The following is a 20699-nucleotide window of genomic DNA, read 5'->3' as shown; positions in this document are numbered from 1 at the left end:
GCGACATCCACTCGGCGGCATGACCGAATACTCGTGTGGTGTTGGCGCGTTGTGTATGCCGATAACCTCATCCATGCGAGCGAGAAGCGTGAACAGGCCAACAGGCAGATAGCCCCGTAGAGGGTCGGTGATCCACAGTCTCGTCAACTGACGGACATGATGACCGACTGCGCTGCTCCGACTGGCCTACCTGGGCGTGACCAGCGCCTTCGCGTTGCTGCGCCCGCTGCCCATGAGCGACCGGGACAACGACACGGAGATCCTTGCGCTGCGCCACCAGATCGTGGTCCTGGAACGCCGACTCAGAGACGCCCGCCCACGGTTCTCCCCCGCCGACCGGGCCTTCCTCGCGGCTCTGCTGCACCGACTCCACCTCGACAAGGTACGCCACCCGCGTAGGACGGACCTGGCCGACCGGTTGAAGCGGCTTGCCGCCAATGCAGGGTGTCGTTCGAGTCGCTGGTGGGCGACGGCGACGCTGTCGAGCGCTGGTCCCGGCGCATGGTGAAGCTGCGCAACAACATCGGCCACGGCGACCCCGTGCCGCTGCACCAGAGCGCCGCGGAGCTGTACGAGATGTGCGAGGCCGCCTATTGGCTGTTCGTCCTCAATCTGCTCGTCGAGGCCGACGTGCCCGACGCGGTCCACAAGAACCTGACGGCAAGGGCACCACGGTTTGCCTTCCTGCGCAAGCACGTCCGCCGGCACTTCTGAGACCGGGAATCCAGGGCCGTCCCAGGTCATCAGCTCGTCTGCCGAGTCCCCGGCGAGGCCGACACCGCAGCCGAGGTGACCGTGGCCGGAACCGGCGACAGATCGCCCACGGCGCTCGGTGCCACGTCACCGCCCCGGCTGGGCCATCGCCCACACGGGCCACCCGAGTTGGGCGACTTCGGCGTGGTCGGTGCCGAGTCTGATCTGGACAAGGGCGGTGTCGTCGCGGGAACGGGGCTGTCGGACGTGGCGAGGCGGATCCCGGCGGTGCCGGGATCCGGCCGGAGTCCCCACCGGGGTTCGTGCTGGCCGCTACAGCGGTCGGGACTCCGGGTTCTGCCGGTGGCGGGCTCTCGGTTCCCGGGTCGTCACCCCCGTTCCAGAATCAGGAAGATCAACGCCGACCACTACTGCGCAGGCCCGCGCCGGTCCCCAGGCTCCGCTATCGGCACTACGGCCGTAGCACCCAGGACAAGACGGCGGGGCACCGGGTCCCGCTCAGCGAGCGCGTCGCGTTCCTTCGGAACGGGCGGGCGCCTGCGGAACGTCGATCACGCCGTGCCCACGTGCCGCTCGGCAAGGGAGTCGAAGAAAGCGGTGAGCGTCTTCGTCGCCTGGGTGGGATCCTGAAGTTCCTTACCGCCGAAGCGATATACCTCGTAGCCGCGCAGCCGGAGTTCGCGGTCCTCGGCGACCATCTCGGCGTAGCGACGTGGGCTCGCGACGCCGTTGTCGTCCGCGTAGTGCTGGACCCCGTCGCACTCTATGACAATTCGCGCGCGGTTGGGAAACAGCAGCAGGAAGTCCATTCGCTGGCGGACGAGAGCCGCCGCGCCCTCGCGCTTGGTATACGGGTCGTAGTGTAGGTAGACCTGGGGAATTAGGGCCGGTATCTCGGGGCCGAGTCGGACATAGCGGGCAACGTAGGTCCGCAGGATCAGACGCTCGGCGTCGTTGTTCCCCAGCGACCGGTCCAGCCTGCGGTGCAGGTCGCGGAAAACGTCTGTCTCGGCTGCGCCAGTCATGTCTTGCCGTGCAGCCCACCAGCCTGCGAGTTCTCGCCAGGTGAGTCCGGCGGGACCCAGCGGGCGGTCATAGACCAGGCAGTGGTGCTCGTTCTCGACAATATCGATGTCGTTGTTGATGGCATCCCGGAACACGATCCTTGGCTTGGGCCCATCAGCGGCGAAGATCAGGTTCTTGAGGTCTCCTGTCACACCCCCGGGCCCGAGGCGGTCCACCAACGCCATCAGTTCCGGAGCATCCACCTCGTCCGCCACTCGACGCGCCACGTCTGCCAACTCCACGAGGGTGTGGTTTGCAAGGATCGACCACACAAATGCCGCCTTGGTCAACTCGCCCCACTCGTCCGGCCAGGGAGACAGACCCAGGTCTTCGAGGAAGTCCTCGATCTGCTGCCTCGTCATTCCGTCTCTGAGGTGCTCCGCGATGGCGTTTCGCAAGCGGCGAGGGCTGACGACCTGCATGAGGTGTAACTGTACGCGGCCCGCCGGGCGCCGAGGCGGCCATCGACCGCACTACAACCGAATGCGCTCAGGTTCTGCCAGGGTGTCGCGGCCGTCGGCGGGCGGTCGACGCCGCGCTCATGGTGCCACCGCGGCGGTATCGACAAGCTGGTCCCGATAGCTCCGGTACGCCTTGCGGTTGGCCGAAGATGCGCCCTCGGCTCCCACCCTCCAGCACTACGTCGAGCCGTGGAAGGACGGCGCCCACCAGCGGCTCGACACGATTGACGCCCGAAGCACACAAGCCGGCGCCGGTGAACGCGCCGACCGGATGACCCGCCGACCCTGACCCCGCCTGCGATCGCGGAACCCGGCACTCGACATCAGGCCCCCGCCCCCTCACCTTCTTCTGCGCCGTATCGTGCCGCCAGCGCGCTACGCCCGCCCGCCGAGGCCGTGCCCGCCTACGAGCGGGTGCTGGGGCCCGACCACCCCACGACCACAGTGATCCGTGCCAACCTCGACAACGCGAAATCGACCTGAAACCCACCACCCCACTAAGAGCTGGTCTCACGTGGCGGTTTTGGCGAGTTGTTTGAAGCAGAACAGTGTTGCCGCGAGTGTGGCGAGAGCGCAGTAGTTGTTGGCGTGGCGTTCGTAGCGGACGACCAGGCGGCGGTGGCCGAACAGCCAGGCGATGGTGCGTTCGACGACCCACCGGTGCCGTCCGAGCCGTTCGGAGGAGTCGACGCCTTTGCGTGCGATGCGCGGGATGGTGCCGCGCTCGCGTAACCAGCGGCGGAGGTGGTCGATGTCGTAGGCCTTGTCCACGTGGAGTTTCGCGGGCCTGAAGCGGCGCGGTCCGCGTCGTGACCGGACGCGCGGGACGGCGCGGGGCATCGGTACGAGTGCCTGGCTGTCGTGCAGGTTGCCCGCGGAGACACCGACCGCGAGCGGCAGGCCCGCCCGGTCGGTCACCAGGTGGATCCTCGAGCCCGGTTTGCCGCGGTCGACCGGGCTCGGGCCGGTCAGCGAGCCCCCTTTTTCGCCCGGACCGCAGCGCTGTCCAGGATCGCCCGCGACCAGTCCACCATGCCCCGGGCGCCGAGTCGGTCGAGCACCTCCTGGTGCAGGCTTCGCCAGAGGGCACACCCGCGGACTTCCCCCTCGCGGACCTGCTCCACAGTCCGCCCGGAGCCGTCCTCGACCACGTAGTCCGCCTCGGCGATCGACCGCAGCGCGGCCCGCTCCAACGCCGACTCGTCGACCACCTCGACCAACACCTCGACGGTTATCCTGAAACGACACCGCACCACACCACCCTCAGCCACCCGTCGACCCCTACGACCCGGGCCGCTCCACGGGCCTTCCGGTTCGGGTCGGTTGACGTCGGTCCGCGCAGATTTGGCCAGGTCCGGGCAGGCTCGACAGAATCACCCGTTCGGGTGGCGACCCCATTCGGTGTCGGCAAAAAATAAGGAGCGAGTCGCTCCTGATCCGCTCCTTCACAGCACCCACGAAGATCGTTTCGTTACCGCCCCGTGACCAATTTCAAGATCGGTACGAACGCACGAAAAAGCCCGCCGACCTGCGCTTATCGCGCCGATACAGCGGGCTCCTTCAGACCGTCGGGACGACAGGATTTGAACCTGCGACCCCTTGACCCCCAGTCGCAGAACGACTGAGCGACGTGCTCGGGCCTGTTCTTCCAGGTCGGTGTCCAGTGTAACCGGCCGAGTAAAGGTGTCCACGATTCAAGTCTTCGGACTGGGCGCCCCTAGGATCGACCGCACCCCTGTGCCAGTGGCTCTGACTGCCCCGGTTCACCTGGCCTGACGGCAGCCCGATCGAGGGGGCCATCCTCACCCGGCACTTCAATCCCCTGCTCCACAGGGCTGCCTCCGCCGCATCCGGTTTCACGATCTCCGGCACTCGGCAGCGACGCTCCTGCTGGAGCAGGTCGTCGAACTGGTCGTGATCAAGGAGCTGCTGGGCCACGCCCACATCGGCGTCACCGCGACGGTCTACGCCCACGTCCGACTCCGCCTCCAGCGCGACGCCATCGACCTCCTCGGCCACGCCCTCCGGGCCACCGGCGAGACAGTCACCGATCCCGACGAAGGCAACGACCCACCACTTTGCGCAGCACCCATCCGCTGACGTTGCCGTCAGCTACTGCCGTCAGACACCCAAAGGCCCCACCGGAAACTGATCCGATGGGGCCTTTCATGAGAGTTTAGATTTGCCGTCGGGCGATCTGAAGCGCCCATTCGACGAATTCAGCAGACACGCTTCCACCTTCGGGCTAATGCTCACCTGCGCATCCGACCAGCCTTCCCCGGAGCTATAAATAGCGAGGACGACACCAGTTACCTTAATCGCAGGATCCACGAATTCGAGAACGTGCTCGCCGCAGACGTCATCAATTTCGATGACCTGAAAACGACGCCCCTGGAATGCTTCGTATCGCACGACGGCCCACCCTATTAGTCCAGGAAACCCGAGGTGTTCCCGTTGAGGTCACCCCCCGGCAGTGATCTCCGCCCTGCTCGGACCAGGTCCGACACCCTATCAGCGGATTTTCGACCCGACTCGCGCGAGAACCTGACCCCTCCGCCCTTCTGCCACGACAGAAGAGCGGAGGAAATCACCGTAGGTCACCAGTCGGCCATCAAGAAAAGATCTTCCCGCCCCTTTCAAATTCAAATTAATGGGCCGACGACCTAGTCTCCAAGCTAATCCTGCCGCAAAGCTTCCACCTCACGAGCCGGGAAGGAGATACCACCCCAAGCCCGCATGTATGCGTCCTGTCCACCACAGCTGACCAAGACTTCATCAGCCATGGAGACGACACAGCGGATGAATTCCGGAACACCGACCTGACCATGCCAGCGCAGACTTCCACCACTCCAGCGACTGGACTCGGGATCCATTCTTGAAAAATAAACCACCTGCAAGTAGACCACTTCTCCTGCGCCCCCGAAAAACAGGCAGGTACCTCCTGGCTCACCGGGCAAGTAGGCTATCGCAGAACTCGATCCCAACTGCAGGTCGGTAGCAGCCCTCACGATAGAACCGAGACCATCACCAACATAGGTGGTGTGCACTTCGACAAATTCTTGCGAGAAGCCCACCACGAGGTCCGCCGAGCCGACATTCCCCATCTTCCAGTGCAACTCGAAAGTGCCCATTTTCATCACCTCGGATAGACCGTGCGAAGTGACTTATCTGGATTCAGGATAGCTTCGACAGATTGCCCACCTCGAGAGCCGGCAGGATATTAAAAGTTATTTGTATGAATTGTCCCGTCCCGAGGAAGTCGGCTCACCGGATCAGGCGTATTAGGCCGCCCCCGAGTTTTCGCCGCATCCTTGACCAACTCTCCGACGTCCTCCAAGTCCAAGTAGTCGGAAAAAGTCGTGTTCCCCGGCACGACTCCCGGACTACTGTTGACATGCTCATTCAGCACGTGTTGCCAACCATCTCCTTGAAAGAGCGGCAGAGTACATTCTTCGTTGTGGACGAGGACGGGCGTGGTGCCTGCGAGTACATAGTACGTGTGGGTCTCGTCGACGGTGAGGTTGTTGACCTGCTGCCCCTGGAACCAGTGGCTGGTCGCGGCTACCGCGGCGAGGTCGCCGGTGTCGGTGAGCAGCCGGTCGCCGGCCTTGAGGTCGGCCGCGTCCACCCACTGCTCCGTGTCGGGCGACCAGAAGGGGTGCTTCCCGGTGGCCGTAACGGTCCTGGCACCGTCGCGGGTGTCGATGGTGAGTTCGACGAGGTGCTTCAGGCCTTGGCCGAGGATTGTCGCTGTGACCGGTTTCGCCTCGGTCTTGCCGGTCTTCTCGTCCCAGGCGATTACCCTGTCGCCGATCTTCACCTGTTCGATGGGTTTGCTGCTGCCGTCCGCCATCAGGACCCGGGTGCCCGGCACGAAACTGTTGCACGGGGGATCCGCCCGCCGCATCCGTTCGGCCGTTTCGTCGACCTTGCGGATGCTGGACCGGGCGTCGCGGACCTTGTCCATCCACCGGTTCGCGGAGGCGATCGCGCCGATCACGCGGGCGGCGCTCTTGATGACCTTGAAGAACTTGCCCCACGGGATCAGGCCGGCGCAGGCCCACAGGTCGCCCTTGGCGAAATCGTCCAAACATCGTATTGGAACCGGGCAGCGTCGCACCCGGACTCCTCAGCCGTCCTCGCGGTAACCAGTGTCTCCGGGCACCCAAGGGCACCCGGAGGCACTGGTTACCGCCAACACCTCACCGGAAAGCTCGACACGACCGGGTGGCAGCGCGACAGCTATTCGACCGCCATGCAACTACTCCCAATTGGCGGTGAGATCTGCAGCCACGACAATAATCGAGCCGCACACGAAGGCGATCTCGTGCAATACCCCCGAAGCGTGTGGAACGATTTCATCCAACTGGAGAGTCCCCATGCGCGGAAACGTGCCGTCCGACTCCTGTACGTTCACACGAAAATCCTGGACGTCCGAATACCGGATACGCAGACCACTTGCATGCTTCCACCTGTTCGGAGTCAGGACAATTTCGAGCCCGATCGAATCGCCTTCATCCGCGGTAGTGGCTTTGCCCAACTCCAGGTCTTTGACACACCTGGAACCACTAAAATCATAGTGCCCAGGATCTGCGGCAAACGCCGCCGCGCCGGCTGGAAGTTCCTTGGAAATCTCCGGAAGGAGTTCCAAGTACTTCCGGGCATCCAAGTCAAATCCATACACATCAGGCAACGGTTCCACGCGCACGTACCTCACGGACATCCACCTCCGACGACGCGCGGGCGCATCCAGTTGTCGCCGTCGAGACCCTCCACCTGACCTGGATCAATACGGCCATCTCGCTTCATTTCACTAATCGCCTTGTTCTTCACGTTTTCGTAGACATCATCCGGCACTGTGACGTCAGCACTATGCCCATGCTTTGCGAAGAACCCCGTACTTCCAAAGAGGCCAACTTCCCTACCCTTGCGGTACACGTGGATCTCAAAGTCGCTGGAGTTGCCAATATTGAATCTGTCGACACGACCGGAATAGTTTCTGCCGAAGTCTTCGGTCTCCTTCGGCTTGCCTTTCCCGCCCCCCTTGTTATGCACCAAGACCGGTGTTTCGCCTGCCAGCACATAGTACGTGTGGGTCTCGTCGACGGTGAGGTTGTTGACCTGCTGCCCCTGGAACCAGTGGCTGGTCGCGGCTACCGCGGCGAGGTCGCCGGTGTCGGTGAGCAGCCGGTCGCCGGCCTTGAGGTCGGCCGCGTCCACCCACTGCTCCGTGTCGGGCGACCAGAAGGGGTGCTTCCCGGTGGCCGTAACGGTCCTGGCACCGTCGCGGGTGTCGATGGTGAGTTCGACGAGGTGCTTCAGGCCTTGGCCGAGGATTGTCGCTGTGACCGGTTTCGCCTCGGTCTTGCCGGTCTTCTCGTCCCAGGCGATTACCCTGTCGCCGATCTTCACCTGTTCGATGGGTTTGCTGCTGCCGTCCGCCATCAGGACCCGGGTGCCCGGCACGAAACTGTTGCACGGGGGATCCGCCCGCCGCATCCGTTCGGCCGTTTCGTCGACCTTGCGGATGCTGGACCGGGCGTCGCGGACCTTGTCCATCCACCGGTTCGCGGAGGCGATCGCGCCGATCACGCGGGCGGCGCTCTTGATGACCTTGAAGAACTTGCCCCACGGGATCAGGCCGGCGCAGGCCCAGAGGTCGCCCTTGGTGAAGCAGTCCCGGACGTCGTTGTAGCCGATGAGGTCCAGGACGATGTCGCCCGCTTCCTCGGTGACGACGTCCCACCAGGACTTGTTCGACGAGGCGATCGCCTTGGTCTCGCGGTACTGCGCCTCGCTCATCCCGTTCTGTTCGGCCGCCCCCTTGGTCCGGTCCTGTTCGGCGCGCGCGATGGTGCTGTAGTAGCGGTTGATCGCCGTGTAGACGGCCCATTCGCGGTCGTACTGCTGCCGCGCAGCCTTCTGTGCCCCCTCGCTGCCGTCGCCCTGATTGAACATTCGGGGGTCGTAGCCGCAGAGCACGCCGTCCGGGCCGCAGTTGCGCAGGCCGTCGGGGTCGGAGTCGGACACGGGGCTGTTGTTGGCGTAGGAGTAACCGTTGAGTTGCTGCGGGTCCGTCGTGTCCATGATCGGGTCGACCGACGTGAAGCGGCCCGCTGCCGGGTCGTACTCGCGGGCACCGAGGTGCACGAGTCCGGTCCGGTCCTCCGTACCGCCGACGAAGCCCTTGTCGTCCGGCCACGCACCCGGCACCGTGCCACGGCGGTTGCCGAACGGATCGGTGTATCGGCGGGTCACGGCGAGGTTGCTGCCGCCCAACGACAAAGACGCCGTGCCCTGGTGGTCGGCGAGCAGGAAGTCCACGCCCGCGCCTGCCGTGCGCACCGCGACAGTGCTGCCGGCGTGGGTGTAGTAACGCTTGCCCTTCACGGTGTTGTTCGCCGTGTCCAGCATCAACTCGGTGCCGGGCAGGTACAGCGTGGTGCGGCCCGGCTCCTTCTTCATCAGCCGCGCACCCGAGGCGTCGTAGACGTACTCCGAGGTCTTCCCGTCGGCCTCGATCGTCTTGGCCGCCCTGCCCTCGACGTCCCACTCGGTGGTCTGGGTGGAGCCGCTGATCTTGCGGGTCTTGGTGTTGCCGACTTCGTCGTAGGTGAATTCGTCGCGGGACGTGCCGGACGGGCCGGTCTGGTCCACGCTGAGCACGCCGTGCGGCCGTGCCGCGCCCGCCGCCGGGTAGGTGGAGGTGCGGGTGGTGTCGCCCTGGGCGGTGTGCTTGACCTCCGTGACGCGGTTGCCGGTCTTGTCGAACGTGTAGTCGTACCAGTAGGGCGCGGTCGCGCCGAGGTTCGCGGTGCTCGGCTGGACCGTGCAGTCGCCGGACGCCGACGTGTAGCCCCGGTTCATCCGGCGCAGGTGGTCGTAGTCGAAGCACTGCACGTCCTGCGGGCCGCCGGTCGGCTGGTCCGCGATCTTCTTGATGTTGCCCGACGGGTCGTAGGAGTACGTCCGGTCGGCCAGGCGGAACCCGGTGGTGGTGTTGCGGTCGACGATCGTCTGCTCCAGGCGGCGGGTGCCCTCCTGGAAGTTGTTCGTCACCCAAGCCGAGTTCGAGCCGTCGCCGAGCGTCAGCCGCAGGGTCTCGCCGTACTTGGAGTACAGGTGTTCCTTCGCGTACGTCTGGAGGCCGTACGTCTTCACCGGCATGTCGAGCTCGTTGTACGTCGTGGCGACAACCTCACCGGCCAGGCCACCGACCGCCGGCAGGGTGCTCGTCGCGACCAGGCCCGTCACCGGGGAGTAGCCCGTGCGGAAGGTGTAGCTGCCGGTGAGTCCGCCCTCGCCCGCCGGGATCGTGGTGACGGTGTTGGTCGGTCGGTTCAGGGCGTCGTAGAAGCCGACCTTCTGGCTGAACGCCTTGCCGCCCAGGTACCTGATGGACTCGGTCGGCAGGCCCTTCTTGAGGGTGTCGTAGGTCCACTCGGCGAGCTTGGTGCCCGTCGTCGAACCGTCGTGCTGGGAGGTCTTGCGGCCCAGCACGTCGTAGACCGTCGCGACGGTCTTGCCGCGGGCGTCGGTGGTGGACACCACCTGGTCGAGGTCGTTGTACGCCGAGGTGGTCGTGCCCCGGTCGGGGTCGTGGTCCTTCACCTTGCGGCCCAACAGGTCGTATTCGTAGCTCCACTGGTTGCCGGCGGGGTCGGTGACCTTGTCCGGCTGGCCCTTGCGGGTGTACGCGTACGTTGTGGCGTCGTAGGTGCCCGACGTCGTCGCGCCGTGGTACTGCCGACGCTCCGTGACCTTGCCGTGCGCGTCTTTGATGATCGTGAACGCCGTGTTGCCCGCCGGCGGGGTGGTGTGGGTGCGATCGCCCTCGTACCCGTTCGTCGTGCGCCACTGCTCGACGTCGAGCTTGCGGTAGACGACCGCGGTGATCCGGCCGAGCTGGTCGAACTGGGTCACGGTCTGGTTCGGCACCGCGTTGTCCAGCACGCCGTGCAGCGTGGTCGTGGGCGCGTCTTCGTTGTAGTAGGCCGCGTTGGTCTTCCACACCGAACCCCGGGCGTCGTACCAGGTGTCGGTCAGCACGCGACCGCCCGCGATCGCGGGGACCTGGGTCTGACGTTCCCGAAGAAGCCCGTCGTAGAGCTTGTACGACGTGGAGTAGGTCTGGTTCTCCAGCAACGACTTGGTCGTCACCACGGTCGGCGCGTCGGTCCGGTAGTCGTAGGCGTACTCGGTGCTCGGCGTCTTGTCGGTGGTGCGCCCGAGCAACCACACCTTCGTCAGTCGACCCAAAGCGTCGTAGGCAAGGTTGACGGCCTCACTGTTCGGGCCGACTTCCTTCACCGGCGCGCCGAACGCGGGCTCGAAGGTGTTGGTGGAGGTGTGGTTGAGCGGGTTGGTGGTCGTCACCGTCCGGGCCGGGTGGCCTGCCGCCGGGGCGTACGCGGTGGTGCTCTTGTTGTCCGCCGCGTCCAACGTCTCGGTCGGGCGGCCGTAGTCGTCGTACTTCGTCTTCGCGACGATCTGCCAGCCGGTGCCGTTCCAGCGCTCCGCCGTGGTCACGTCGCCACGAGTCGGTGCGACACCGTGCGCCTGGTTGTCGAAGGACGAACGGACGTCGTTGACCACGTCGGCGGCAGTGCCGTCACCGGTCGAACACGCCAACGCGAGCGTGCGGACACGGGACGCAGCGTTGAGCAGCCACGCGCCTTCGTTTCGCGCGTACGTGGTCCGTGTGCAGGTCTCGTCGCCGGTGACGGCGGTGTTGCCCGCGTCATCCACCTGCTCGGTGAGGCCCTGCTGGTTGAACGTCGTGGCGATCTGCGTGCGCCGCCACGTGTTGTCCGCCAACAAGGTCCGGCCGCGCACGACCCCGGTCTTGAGCAGGTACGCGCGGTCGTCGCCGTTGGTCGCGGTGGGGCCGTGCAGCCACGGGTCGTTCACCGTGGCGGACACGATCGTGCCGCCCTGGTACTGGCGGGTTTCGCGGACGAAGCCTTGGAGGCGTTCGTGGTCCTCGATGCTGCCGCCGTCGGTGTCCGTCACGTGGACGTCGCGCTTCGCGCCGCCGGGCAGGGTGTCGCCGTCCATACCGCGCAGGTAGGTGGTTTCGGTGATGCTCTGCACGCCCATCGGCTCACCGGCCAGGGTGCGGACGACGCCGTACCCGCGCCACGACGACCAGTTGCGCTGCTCGGCCGTGCCGAAGTCGTTCTCGTCGAAGTGCCACGCCGGGTCGCCCAGGTACTCGTAGGACGTGCGCAGCAGCGCGGAACCGCCGGTGCGGTCGTCCTCGATCACCTGCGTCACCACGTACTTGTGGAACCAGTCGACGATCGGCTCGGTGTGGTTCGGCGGCGACCACCGCGTCGGGTAGCACCGCAGGTTGTTGTACTCCGCCGCAGCCGGCATCCGGTCCGCGCGCCGGCAGTCCGGACCGGAGTAGCCGATGGTGGTGTACCCACCGGTTTCGTTGCGGATGCCGGTGACCCGGAAGCGGGTGATGGGCGCGATGCCCTCCAGCGAGTCCACGCGGTTGGGCATGGACGTGCCGCCGAACGTCATCTCCGGCGTCGACGCGGTGCCGCCGACGTGACCGGTGTGCGTGATGCCCGCCAGCCACAACGACGGCGACAAACCGTCACCCGTGGCCGGGAACTCGTGGCGCAGCGACCACGACTCGACGTCCTTGAACTGCGCCTCGCCGGTCACGTCGTCGCGCCGGATCTGCGTCAGCACCTTCACCAACCGTTTGCGGCTGAAGAACGCCGGCGCGTGGTCGTCACACGGCGCGCCCGCCGTGCACAGGGTGTCGGACGGCACGTCCGGCCAGGAGGCGGCCGTCGACGAGTTGAGCTGCTCCGGCGCACACGTGATGGAGCCGCCGGGCAGACAACGCTCGGCGGTGTCGAACCAGACCCGCGCCGGAGCAGCAGCGAACAACTCGTTGGAGCGCAGCCCGTACTCGATCCGGCGCACCAGGCCCGCGCGCACGTACGGCGTCGCCGCCGACACCGTGTTGTTGCGGCCGTAGTGGTTGACTTCGGTGTCGTAGTAGTACGTCGTCGCGTTGCCGCGCGGGTCGATCACCAGGTCGACGTTCCAGCGCCACGCCTGCTGACACCACGAGTCGGCGAACGCCGCAGCCTTGCACGGCTCCCCGTTGTGGTTGCCGAACACGGGCGTCGTCCAGGCCGAGTTCGTCTCCGGCTTGCCCGACACCCAGCCCGGCAACCGGTTCAGGCCCAGGAAGTACTGGGTGCCGTCGGTGGCGGTGACCTTCCAGTGCTCGCCGTCGTTGTCTCCGTTGGCCGCGCCGGTCAGCTTCTGGATGCGCGAGCCGTCGTCGTTCTTGGGGTGCCATTGGCCTTCGGTGGCGTTCCACACCAGCTCGGACGACACGCCGGCGAGCACGAGCGTGGCGTTGTCGGTGGCCCAGCACAGGTCACCGGTCTTGGTCTGCCCGTTGTTCCCGCCCAGGTCCTCGGCACAACCCTTGTAGCGCCGCTCGATGTACCCGCCACCGCTGAGCTCCCAGCCGTCACCGACGACCGAGGCCTGGTTGTTCGTGGCACTCGTACGCCCGTCGACACTGCCCGAGGAGTAGCCCAGCGCGACGCTCGGCAACGGCCCACCGGGCACCGCGGGCATCTTGAACGGGTAGGAGTAGGAGAAGTCCCCGCTCGACCCGCCGGCGTTCCAACTGCCGGACGGAGCCAGCGGCGTGGCACCGTAGTCGCCACCGGAGCCGGACGTCCCGGCCGTCGCGGCCAACAGCACGCCTGCGGACCGTGCACGCGCGGCCGGCATCTCGACCTCGGCGGTCAGCGCCCGCTCAGCGGTGTTGTTGTCAGTGCGCAGCGGCGTGCCGACCCGGCACTCCGGTTTGTCCGGAGTGGACAGTGCGCACTCGGGCAGCACCTCGAAGCGCAGCCGCGAGCCGTAGTCCGCGCCGAACGCCCCGGCGAACCCGGAGTAGTCCAGCCGGACCGACAGCTTCCCGCCAGCCGGGTCGGCGACCCGCACCAGCACGCCCTCCACCCCGACCTTCTGGGCGGCCGACCGGTCGAACGTCTCCACGGCCACCCGGCCAACCGGGGCGGCGGACCGCTCCGCGCGCGCCGGGGCGTCCGCGCGCGCGATCCGGACCGGCGAGTCACCGGCGGACGCCAAGCCACGCTGAGGGTCCACAGCGGACAAGTCGACTTCGGCTTTGGCGGCGGCAGGCCACCGGACCGGCTCCGGAGCCTTGATCGCCTGCTGCGCCGCCTTGTCCTCGGGCAACGGACGGACGGGCACCGCACTGCCCGGCACCGAACGCTCCTGCTGCAACTCCGGCAGACGTGCGACGATGTCGACCCGCGCGGGCGCGGCGACAGCGGTGACGGTGGAGGCGCACAGGGTTGTGGTAAGCGCTATCAACAGAGCGCGGTCGAACACGCGGCGTATCCGCACGAGCTGAAACCCCCAAGGTCGCAGGAAATTGCGTGAATCCGGCTGAGGGCACTCACCCCGCCGGGAGTCGGCCGTGGCCCAAGAACGGGGCCTGACGTGCTGGTCCACGCCAGGCCCCTGTGTGTCGAGAGTCCGTGGCGTGCCACACGTTCGAAAGCAGGTCCCGGTGCGTCCGTGAACACACCGGGACCTGGTGCTACGCGCGGAACAGGAGCTGGGTGATCTCCTCGTCGGACAGGACGCCCGAGTAGATGCGCACCTCGTCGATCGCACCCCGCCACGGATCAGCGTTCTGGGACGAGAACCGGGTACGGCCGATGAGGAGTTCGCCGTCGTTGGTCCAGCCCGTCACACCGGTCTGCCGGCCGGAGGGCTGGCCGTTGACGTAGAGCCGCGCCTCCTTGGCGACGTAGTCGTACACGCCGGTGAGGAGGACCCATTGGCCCGCCAACGCGCCGTCGACGCTGAGCACGTTCTTGCCGCAGGGGCTGTTGGAGCACAGGACCATGAAGTTCCACTTGCGCTGCTCGGGCCGGTACTGGAGCAGGAACGGGGCGAAGTCCGGGGAACCGACGCTCACCGCCGTGCGGGCGTACTGGTCGAGTTCGTCGAGCCGCACCCAGGCCGAGACCGTGTACGAGCGGTCCGTACGGAAGTTCGGACGCGGGGCGCTGACCGTGCCGATGTTCACGCCGGCGTTGCCCGCGAACTGCGCCGCCGTGAACTCCTCCACCGACCACGACGCGGAGCCGCTGAACGTGGCGTCGGCGCCTGTCACCGCGTCCTTCGTGGTGGTGCCGGACCCCTCCTCGAACGCGTAGTGCGCACGCAGGTGCGCCTGGTTCGCCAACCCGGCGGCCTCGGTCGGCTGGAGCACGCGGTCGTAGACGCGGAGCTCGTCCACCGAACCGGGGAAGAAGTCCGTCGGCTGACCGGCCCACTTGGCGCGGCCCACCAGGAAGTTGCCGTTGGCCGCCCAGCCGCCGGTGGTCGCGGTCGCCGTGCCCTCGGGAATTCCGTTGACGTACAGGGCGATCTGCTTGGTGGCGGAGTCGAACGTACCGACCAGGTGCGTCCACTCGTTGGCGACCGGAGGCTTGCTCGACAGCGCGCGGTAGACACCCGCCTGCGCGGTGTCGGCCGTGGCCATGCTCAGCGCCCAGCGGTCGTCCGCCGCGGACACACCGAGGAAGAAGCCGCTCGCCTGCACGCCGTCCTGACTGACCAACGTCACCCAGCGTCCGCGCTCGGTGAGCTTGACCCACGTCGAGATGGAGAAGCTCTTGGTCGTGTCGATCAGCTTCTCGCGGTAGATCCGGTCGTCGACGCCGTCGAACCCGACACCCTTGCCCACGTGACCGGGGACGTTCAGGTCCGGCTGGTTGAACGGGAGCAGCGGCCGGTTGTTGCCCGACGCGTCCGACAGGTCGCCGTCGAGCTTCCAGTGCGCGATCGGCCCGGAGGGGTCAGCCAGCACGAACACCTTGTACCGATAGATCGCCGAGCGGTTACCCGCCCTGTCGACGGAGCGCACGAACAGCGTCTGCGGGCCGGCCAGCGAAGGCGTCCACTGGATGAGGGCACTACCGCCGGGACCGTTGGCGTAGACCTTGGTCTGGGGGTCATCATTCTGCTGCTGGGTGAAGGAGTACTGGTAGTACTGGACGTCTGTGGCGCCGTTGGGCTTCAACTCGAACGACCCGGTCCGGCCGAGACCGCCGGCCGGCTGGTCGTACGGATACGAGGTGGACTCGACCGTCGGCGCGACCGGAGGCGTCGTGTCGACTACGAATTCGCAGTTGCCTTCCCAGTTGCTGCGGACGTTCCCGTCACCCGCGTACACGGACCAGTTGTAGACCTCGCCCTCCAACAGGATCCCCGCCGGCACGGTCACCTCGGCGAACGAACCCGACGGAACGTTGTTCACAATCGGTTGGGCCACCCAGTAGCTGTTGGTGATCGGACCTCGGTGCACCGCGAAGCCGACGTCGGTCAGGATCGCGTCGGGATCCGGGTCGGAGACGCGGGCCCGCAACCGCGGCGTCTTCGTCCCCACATGGGGACGGGCATCGCCGTTCACGCACGGCAGCAGGCCGCCTTCCATCCCCAGGTCGGCCGGCGCGTTCGGGAACGAGTTGTAGACGACCTCCAGCGTCGGGTTGAGGTCGAAGCGCCGCCAGGCGTTCTGGTTGTTCTCGTCACGGGCGCGCAGGCCGAGCGTCACCGCGCCGGCACCGATGTTGGACGCCGCCTGCACCGCCGCCGTCACGTCGAAGTCCGCACCGCCACCGGACGGGCAGTACTGCCCGTTGTTGTTCACGGACGTGCTGCCCAACTGCTGGATCCATTGGGGCTGCGCGTTCCACGTCGTGCCCCAATCGATCCGGCCGGTCCACCACACGTCGGTCGTGGTGGTGCCGCACGAGAACGAGTGGGCGACCCGGGTGCGCAACTGGGAGCGGAGTACCTGCTTGTACCGCACGCCCCACGTGTCCATCTCGATGAACGACCGCGAAACCAGCCAGCCGTTGTCGTTGACCCGACCGGCCTTGAGGTCGTTGAGCACACCCGCAGTGGAGTCGTAGTTGTGCGCGTCCGGCGCGATGTCCTGCACGACGGCGTGGTGGTTCCGGTTGCCGGCCCACCAGTACTCCGGGTCGATGAAGATCGGGAACTTCCGGTCGGCCGATTCGAGGAAGTCCGTGTCCGGCACGACGGCCACCGTGGTGTCGCCGACCTCGACGCCCATCGCGGCCTCGCGCCCAGCGTCACCGGGGCCCGCCGCACCGGACCGCGTGCCGGACGAGTCCCACATCCGCGACGCGTCGCCGCCGAACACCAGGTCCCCCTTGGGGTTCGTGACCCGGAGACCGTCGGCCGGGGTGGACGCCGTGCGCGCCCTGCCCTGACCCTGCGCAACGCCGACCTCGACGCCCTTGACGTGCGACCGGAACGTCACCTTGCGCAACGCCGGATTCCGCGCCGCCTCAGGCGTCTTGACGACCAGCACCTGGCTGAACCCGCGCGCGGTGACCCGCACGGCGAGGTCCACGCCGGGGTACACCTCGGGATACGTGGCGGTGTCACCCGACAGGACGGGCTTCGGCAGGTCGCCCGGCCAGTCCAGGCCGACTTCCTGCCCGTCCTTGCCCACCACGGCCAACGGTTTGCGCCCGACGGTGCCACCGTCGGACAACTCCAGCTCCACCGGCGTCGCGACCGGCACGATCCCGCCGTCCGGACGCTGGACGAGCGTCAGGTCGACCGGCACCCAGCCCGAACCGCGCCGCACCCGCTCCGGTTCCAGGGACTGCGTCTGCGTGAACGAACCGTCCGGGTTCGCCCGGACCTCCGAGACCTCCGTGGTCAACGACTCGACCAGGACCGACCGGCCCTGCGCCTGGGCCGCGGCCGACGCCGCCGATTCATCGGACGCGACAGCCGGAGGGAGGTCGGGCGCCGCGAAGGCCGGGGCGGGCGTCGCCGTGACGGACAGTCCCAGAACGGCGGTCAGCACCACCCCGAGCCGACGTCTGCGCGCGCGAAAGCCACCCAAAGCCATGTAAACCCCCCGTGAGAAAACGATCCACTCGGACCGCCCAGAGCATCCTGAACGGCACATCCCGGGGGATCGATAGGCCATACAGGTGATGCCAGTTGCACCGTGAGTCGCAGGCCATCAGGTGTAACGCGAGACTTCTTCGCGTCGATAGACGCCCACCAGACTTGCTCAAAGCGTGTCCAGAATGCCGCTTTGTCCGGTTTGAGCAGCGGTGCGGTCACTGCGCGTGCATGTGGGATGCGACACCCTCACCCACGACCAGCGAGGGTGCCCGACCACAGAACCAGTGCTCGACTGCCACAGGACGGGGACCAGAGTCGGAACGAGGCACAGCGGATCGCGCCAGGCTGCGACAAGTCACGCCGGCCGTGACCAGGACCTTGAAGTAGTCCGCAGCGGGCTGCGCGAGCCGCACCGGCAGATGCCGGGGGTTCAGCAGCGGAGGCCCTGCCCAAGGTGACCTGACCCGAGCCGGATCAAACAGCGTCGAGCAGCCAGCGGCGATGCGCGAGATCTACGCGCCGTTGTTCATCGCATCCGCCTGCCACACCACGTGCTCACAACCCGTCTTGGCGACGAGGCTCGATCAACCTGTCATGGCCCGGGATCCACCACCCGGACGACACCCCTGGTGGGGACGCCCGCGAGGTCGTCCAAGGACCCTAAGTACGGATGGTTCCCGGTGGCGGTGATTGCCCTGGCCCCGTGGCCAGCGTCGACGGTGAGTTCAACGCGGTCTCACCACCGCGGAGTGGGACGCGGTCCGGCGAGGGCCGCGTCCTCGCCAGGCTGATCGGATCCACTCAATCCCCTGGAATTGCTCTTCCGCCGTACTCCCGGCTTCCGACACTCCGACCCCCGGTCGCAGAACGACTGAGCGACGTGCTCGGGCCTGTTCTTCCAGGTCGGTGTCAATAGCAGGGCACCATATCGGTTGGCAGATGAGGGTTCCGGATGCCGACCAGGACGCCGGCGAACGCATCACGTTCACCTTGGCGGCGCCACCCCTCGCTGTTCGGCTCCACGCTGCCTGCGGCACTGACCGGGTGTGTGTACGTACGCCACAACACGCGCGACAACGACGTCAGCGCCGCCGCAAGTCCGAGCATGTCCGACTGGCCGGTTCCCTCCGGTGAGTCGCCGACCGCGTGGGCGGCCTGGCCACCGCCGGTCTCCCACACCGCGATCAGCGTCCGGCGCGCCTCGTCATAGGCATAGAGCGTCACACCGCCATCCTGCCGCACCGCACTTCTGCCGTGCACTGCGGCGCGGACACGGGGAAACTATTCGAGCCGCAGTCACCCGTGACACCGACCGGACCGACAATGGACGGGCCGGACGACCTCGACCCGGACACCCAGTCATGTCCGATTTGTGGGGTCACCCTCAGGAAGCCGGATGCTGGGCAAGCTCTGGTTCACGATCCTTTGCTCGCCACTCCGGTGGCCAGGCTGTGCGCTCTCGCCGATTCGACGGGCACCACTGTCTTCGACATACCGCGAGAAGAAGCAGGCGACGTCGCGGGCCTCGTGGCCATCGGCTTTGACGAAAGCAACGAAATGCATGGCATGGTGGGACCGGCAGAGGATTTGGACGACGGCCTGCGAGCGGACGTTCCTGCATACGGCATGGCGCTTCTATACGACAATTCCGACGTCGTCTCGGGAGCCCCTCAGGGATTCATCGCCATCGACCGGATCCGGCTTCCCGCCGCACCCAGTGGCGCAGGCCATCTGGCGTGGCATATGACCCGATCATGCGGACGCCACACCGATTCGGCAACCTTCGGAATTTCTTCGGAGCAAGATCAAGAGATCGCCGAGACTTGAAGTTGCCCCAGGGCACGACACGTAGCGACATACGGGACTCGACCTCGCCAGTTCCTCGAACCACAGGTGTCCGTGACCGGAACCAGTCGCTTCGCCCAGCGCAGTTCGACCTCGCCGACTGTCGATCTGAAGCCGACCTACGTATCCAGGCGTCACCGGGGGTCGGTGTCGTATCGGCGGGGCGCGCAACGTCGGACCGCCGCCGAGTGGCGCGCCAGCTTCAGCATGTGGGCGGTGCGGGCGTGTACCGCGAGTTCGCGGCGCAGGTCAGGTGCCAGTTCACCTTCGGGGTCCACCTCGCGTTCGAACCGCTCCAACGCCGCTTGGGTCGCGTTTGCCGTGCGTGCGCGGCGGTCCGTCGTCTTGGCCCACGACTGGTGCGCTGCCGCACGTGCCCTCAACCGCCGGTCCGCGTCGCCGGCCCCACGCTGGTCAGACATTCTCACCGATCCCCATCCGTGTCTGGGACTCCTGCGCCCTCTCGGCCGCGGCGCTGGCACCGTAGTGGCGCGGCATGTCCTCCGACTCCCACCCCAGCAACAACATCAGGTCGCCGGTGTCCCCACCGGCCCGCTTCCACTCGTGCGCGAAATTGTGCCGCCACCGGTGAGCGTGCACATTGGAAACGCCAGCCGCGCGTCCCCGTCGCTTCAACATGAGCTTGATCCCGTTGGGCGCCAACGCTCGGACACCGCGCTCGGCCAGCCACACGTTCGGCAACCTGGCGGCGGCGTGGCGGTCACGGGCCCGCAGGTACCGGCTCATCGCCCGACCCGTCCGCGGTCCGAACCGCACCCGCCGCTCCTTGCCGCCCTTGCCCCGGTACACCACCGTGTCCCGGTCCAGGTCGACGTCTGCCAGGAGGAGACCGCCCACTTCGGACAGACGCGCTCCGGTGTTGTAGTACAGCCGGATGATCGCCTCGTCGCGCAGGTGCACGAACTCCTTGCCCTTGCACGTGGCCAACACCCGTCCGGTGTCCTCGTCACGGATCACCGGTATCAGCCGCCTGTTCACCTTCGGCTGCCGTACCCGCTCCATCGGCGACCGCTCGATCTCCTCCTCGTCCAACCACAACCACTTGAAGAACTGCTGCAACCCCTTGTGCTTGTTCAACGCCGTCGCCGCCGACCGCGACTCGATCATCCACACCTGGAACAACTCCACATGCCCACGCCGCACCTCCACCGGATCCCCCGCAGCCGCGACACACTCCACGTCGGCCACGGCCTCGTCCGTGAGGAATCTGGCCAATTGGGACACCGCCAGCAGGTAGTTGTACCGCGTGGTTTCCGGCCGATTCGCCGCCCGCAACGACCGGTCCCAATCCCACATGAACCCGGCCCACGACCGCGGCAACCCCCGGCTCAACCGCTCCAACTCACCCCACACGACACAGCCCGACGATCGCGTTCGCACGGGCGGCTGTCCCTCGACCAGGCCGAGCGGACGACGTTCCCAATGTCATCGACACCACCACTTCCCCGGATGGGCAGAAGTCGAGTGTCGACCGCACACCGTCGATCGCGAGGGTCGACGGGACAAGAACCCGGAACCCCACGAGGCGGAAGCAGCACCGCGGCGGCAGGTCTGGACGGCACAACCGGACCACCGGTCGACCGCGTCCGGCGCTGCCCGTCGACTGTC

At 66.8% G+C, this 20699-nt stretch carries 13 protein-coding genes and 1 pseudogene; 4 read left to right on the top strand and 10 right to left on the bottom strand.

Features of this window, described 5'->3' with window-relative positions:
* Nucleotides 1-196 precede the first annotated feature (196 nt).
* Nucleotides 197-508: a hypothetical protein gene (locus AC0HI0_RS46075; RefSeq protein ID WP_480929762.1), complete on the top strand. Its 312-nt coding sequence runs from the start codon at nt 197-199 to the stop codon at nt 506-508.
* A complete protein-coding gene (locus AC0HI0_RS46070) occupies nt 502-714 on the top strand; it encodes a hypothetical protein (RefSeq protein WP_480929761.1) in 213 nt (70 codons plus the stop codon). The genes AC0HI0_RS46075 and AC0HI0_RS46070 overlap by 7 nt, the downstream gene beginning before the upstream one ends.
* A 551-nt stretch (nt 715-1265) precedes the next feature.
* On the opposite strand, the gene AC0HI0_RS46065 is transcribed toward AC0HI0_RS46070, so the two are convergent.
* Together AC0HI0_RS46065 and AC0HI0_RS46060 are read right to left on the bottom strand one after the other, a co-directional pair.
* Complete coding sequence (locus AC0HI0_RS46065) at nt 1266-2201, bottom strand: hypothetical protein (RefSeq protein WP_480929760.1); 936 nt, start codon at nt 2199-2201, stop codon at nt 1266-1268.
* A 549-nt stretch (nt 2202-2750) separates the two neighbouring features.
* Nucleotides 2751-3325 (bottom strand): annotated as a pseudogene (locus AC0HI0_RS46060) (IS5 family transposase); the annotation flags it as partial.
* Nucleotides 3326-4088: 763 nt separating this feature from the next.
* Here AC0HI0_RS46060 and AC0HI0_RS46055 point away from each other — a divergent pair.
* Nucleotides 4089-4340 (top strand): tyrosine-type recombinase/integrase, encoded by a 252-nt coding sequence (locus AC0HI0_RS46055; RefSeq protein WP_480934543.1) that lies wholly within the window; start codon nt 4089-4091, stop codon nt 4338-4340.
* A 66-nt stretch (nt 4341-4406) separates the two neighbouring features.
* Here AC0HI0_RS46055 and AC0HI0_RS46050 read toward each other — a convergent pair whose 3' ends face one another.
* From AC0HI0_RS46050 to AC0HI0_RS46020, 7 genes are all read right to left on the bottom strand, one after another.
* A complete protein-coding gene (locus tag AC0HI0_RS46050; protein ID WP_480929759.1) occupies nt 4407-4652 on the bottom strand; it encodes a hypothetical protein in 246 nt (81 codons plus the stop codon).
* 263 nt (nt 4653-4915) lie between these two features.
* The gene (locus AC0HI0_RS46045; protein WP_480929758.1) at nt 4916-5371 is read right to left on the bottom strand and encodes a hypothetical protein; all 456 of its coding nucleotides are present in this window, start codon (nt 5369-5371) and stop codon (nt 4916-4918) included.
* A gap of 89 nt (nt 5372-5460) precedes the next feature.
* A complete protein-coding gene (locus AC0HI0_RS46040; protein WP_480929757.1) occupies nt 5461-6330 on the bottom strand; it encodes a polymorphic toxin-type HINT domain-containing protein in 870 nt (289 codons plus the stop codon).
* A gap of 171 nt (nt 6331-6501) precedes the next feature.
* Nucleotides 6502-6957 (bottom strand): hypothetical protein, encoded by a 456-nt coding sequence (locus AC0HI0_RS46035; RefSeq protein WP_480929756.1) that lies wholly within the window; start codon nt 6955-6957, stop codon nt 6502-6504.
* Nucleotides 6954-13646, bottom strand: coding sequence for a polymorphic toxin-type HINT domain-containing protein (locus AC0HI0_RS46030; RefSeq protein ID WP_480929755.1), 6693 nt, complete (start codon nt 13644-13646; stop codon nt 6954-6956). The genes AC0HI0_RS46035 and AC0HI0_RS46030 overlap by 4 nt, the downstream gene beginning before the upstream one ends.
* A gap of 211 nt (nt 13647-13857) precedes the next feature.
* The gene (locus AC0HI0_RS46025) at nt 13858-17178 is read right to left on the bottom strand and encodes a LamG-like jellyroll fold domain-containing protein (protein WP_480929754.1); all 3321 of its coding nucleotides are present in this window, start codon (nt 17176-17178) and stop codon (nt 13858-13860) included.
* A 956-nt stretch (nt 17179-18134) separates the two neighbouring features.
* The gene (locus tag AC0HI0_RS46020; RefSeq protein WP_480929753.1) at nt 18135-18449 is read right to left on the bottom strand and encodes a hypothetical protein; all 315 of its coding nucleotides are present in this window, start codon (nt 18447-18449) and stop codon (nt 18135-18137) included.
* A gap of 99 nt (nt 18450-18548) precedes the next feature.
* Here AC0HI0_RS46020 and AC0HI0_RS46015 point away from each other — a divergent pair, with 99 nt between their 5' ends.
* Nucleotides 18549-19052, top strand: a complete 504-nt coding sequence (locus AC0HI0_RS46015; RefSeq protein WP_480929752.1) for a hypothetical protein — start codon at nt 18549-18551, stop codon at nt 19050-19052.
* Between the two features lie 432 nt (nt 19053-19484).
* On the opposite strand, the gene AC0HI0_RS46010 is transcribed toward AC0HI0_RS46015, so the two are convergent.
* Entirely contained in the window at nt 19485-20387 is a 903-nt protein-coding gene (locus AC0HI0_RS46010; protein ID WP_480929751.1) for a tyrosine-type recombinase/integrase, read from the bottom strand.
* Nucleotides 20388-20699 lie beyond the last annotated feature (312 nt).

Source organism: Saccharothrix sp. NBAS 001 (genome assembly GCF_056640475.1).
Note: the sequence above shows the minus strand (reverse complement) of the source record. Positions and strands in the feature narration are given on the sequence as shown.

Excerpts from the sequence above, each read along its gene's own strand:
- AC0HI0_RS46045 (WP_480929758.1), bottom strand. The coding sequence starts at position 5,371 with ATGGGCACTTTCGAGTTGCACTGGAAGATGGGGAATGTCGGCTCGGCG.
- AC0HI0_RS46065 (WP_480929760.1), bottom strand. The coding sequence starts at position 2,201 with ATGCAGGTCGTCAGCCCTCGCCGCTTGCGAAACGCCATCGCGGAGCAC.
- AC0HI0_RS46070 (WP_480929761.1), top strand. The coding sequence starts at position 502 with ATGGTGAAGCTGCGCAACAACATCGGCCACGGCGACCCCGTGCCGCTG.
- AC0HI0_RS46015 (WP_480929752.1), top strand. The coding sequence starts at position 18,549 with ATGGACGGGCCGGACGACCTCGACCCGGACACCCAGTCATGTCCGATT.
- AC0HI0_RS46010 (WP_480929751.1), bottom strand. The coding sequence starts at position 20,387 with ATGTGGGATTGGGACCGGTCGTTGCGGGCGGCGAATCGGCCGGAAACC.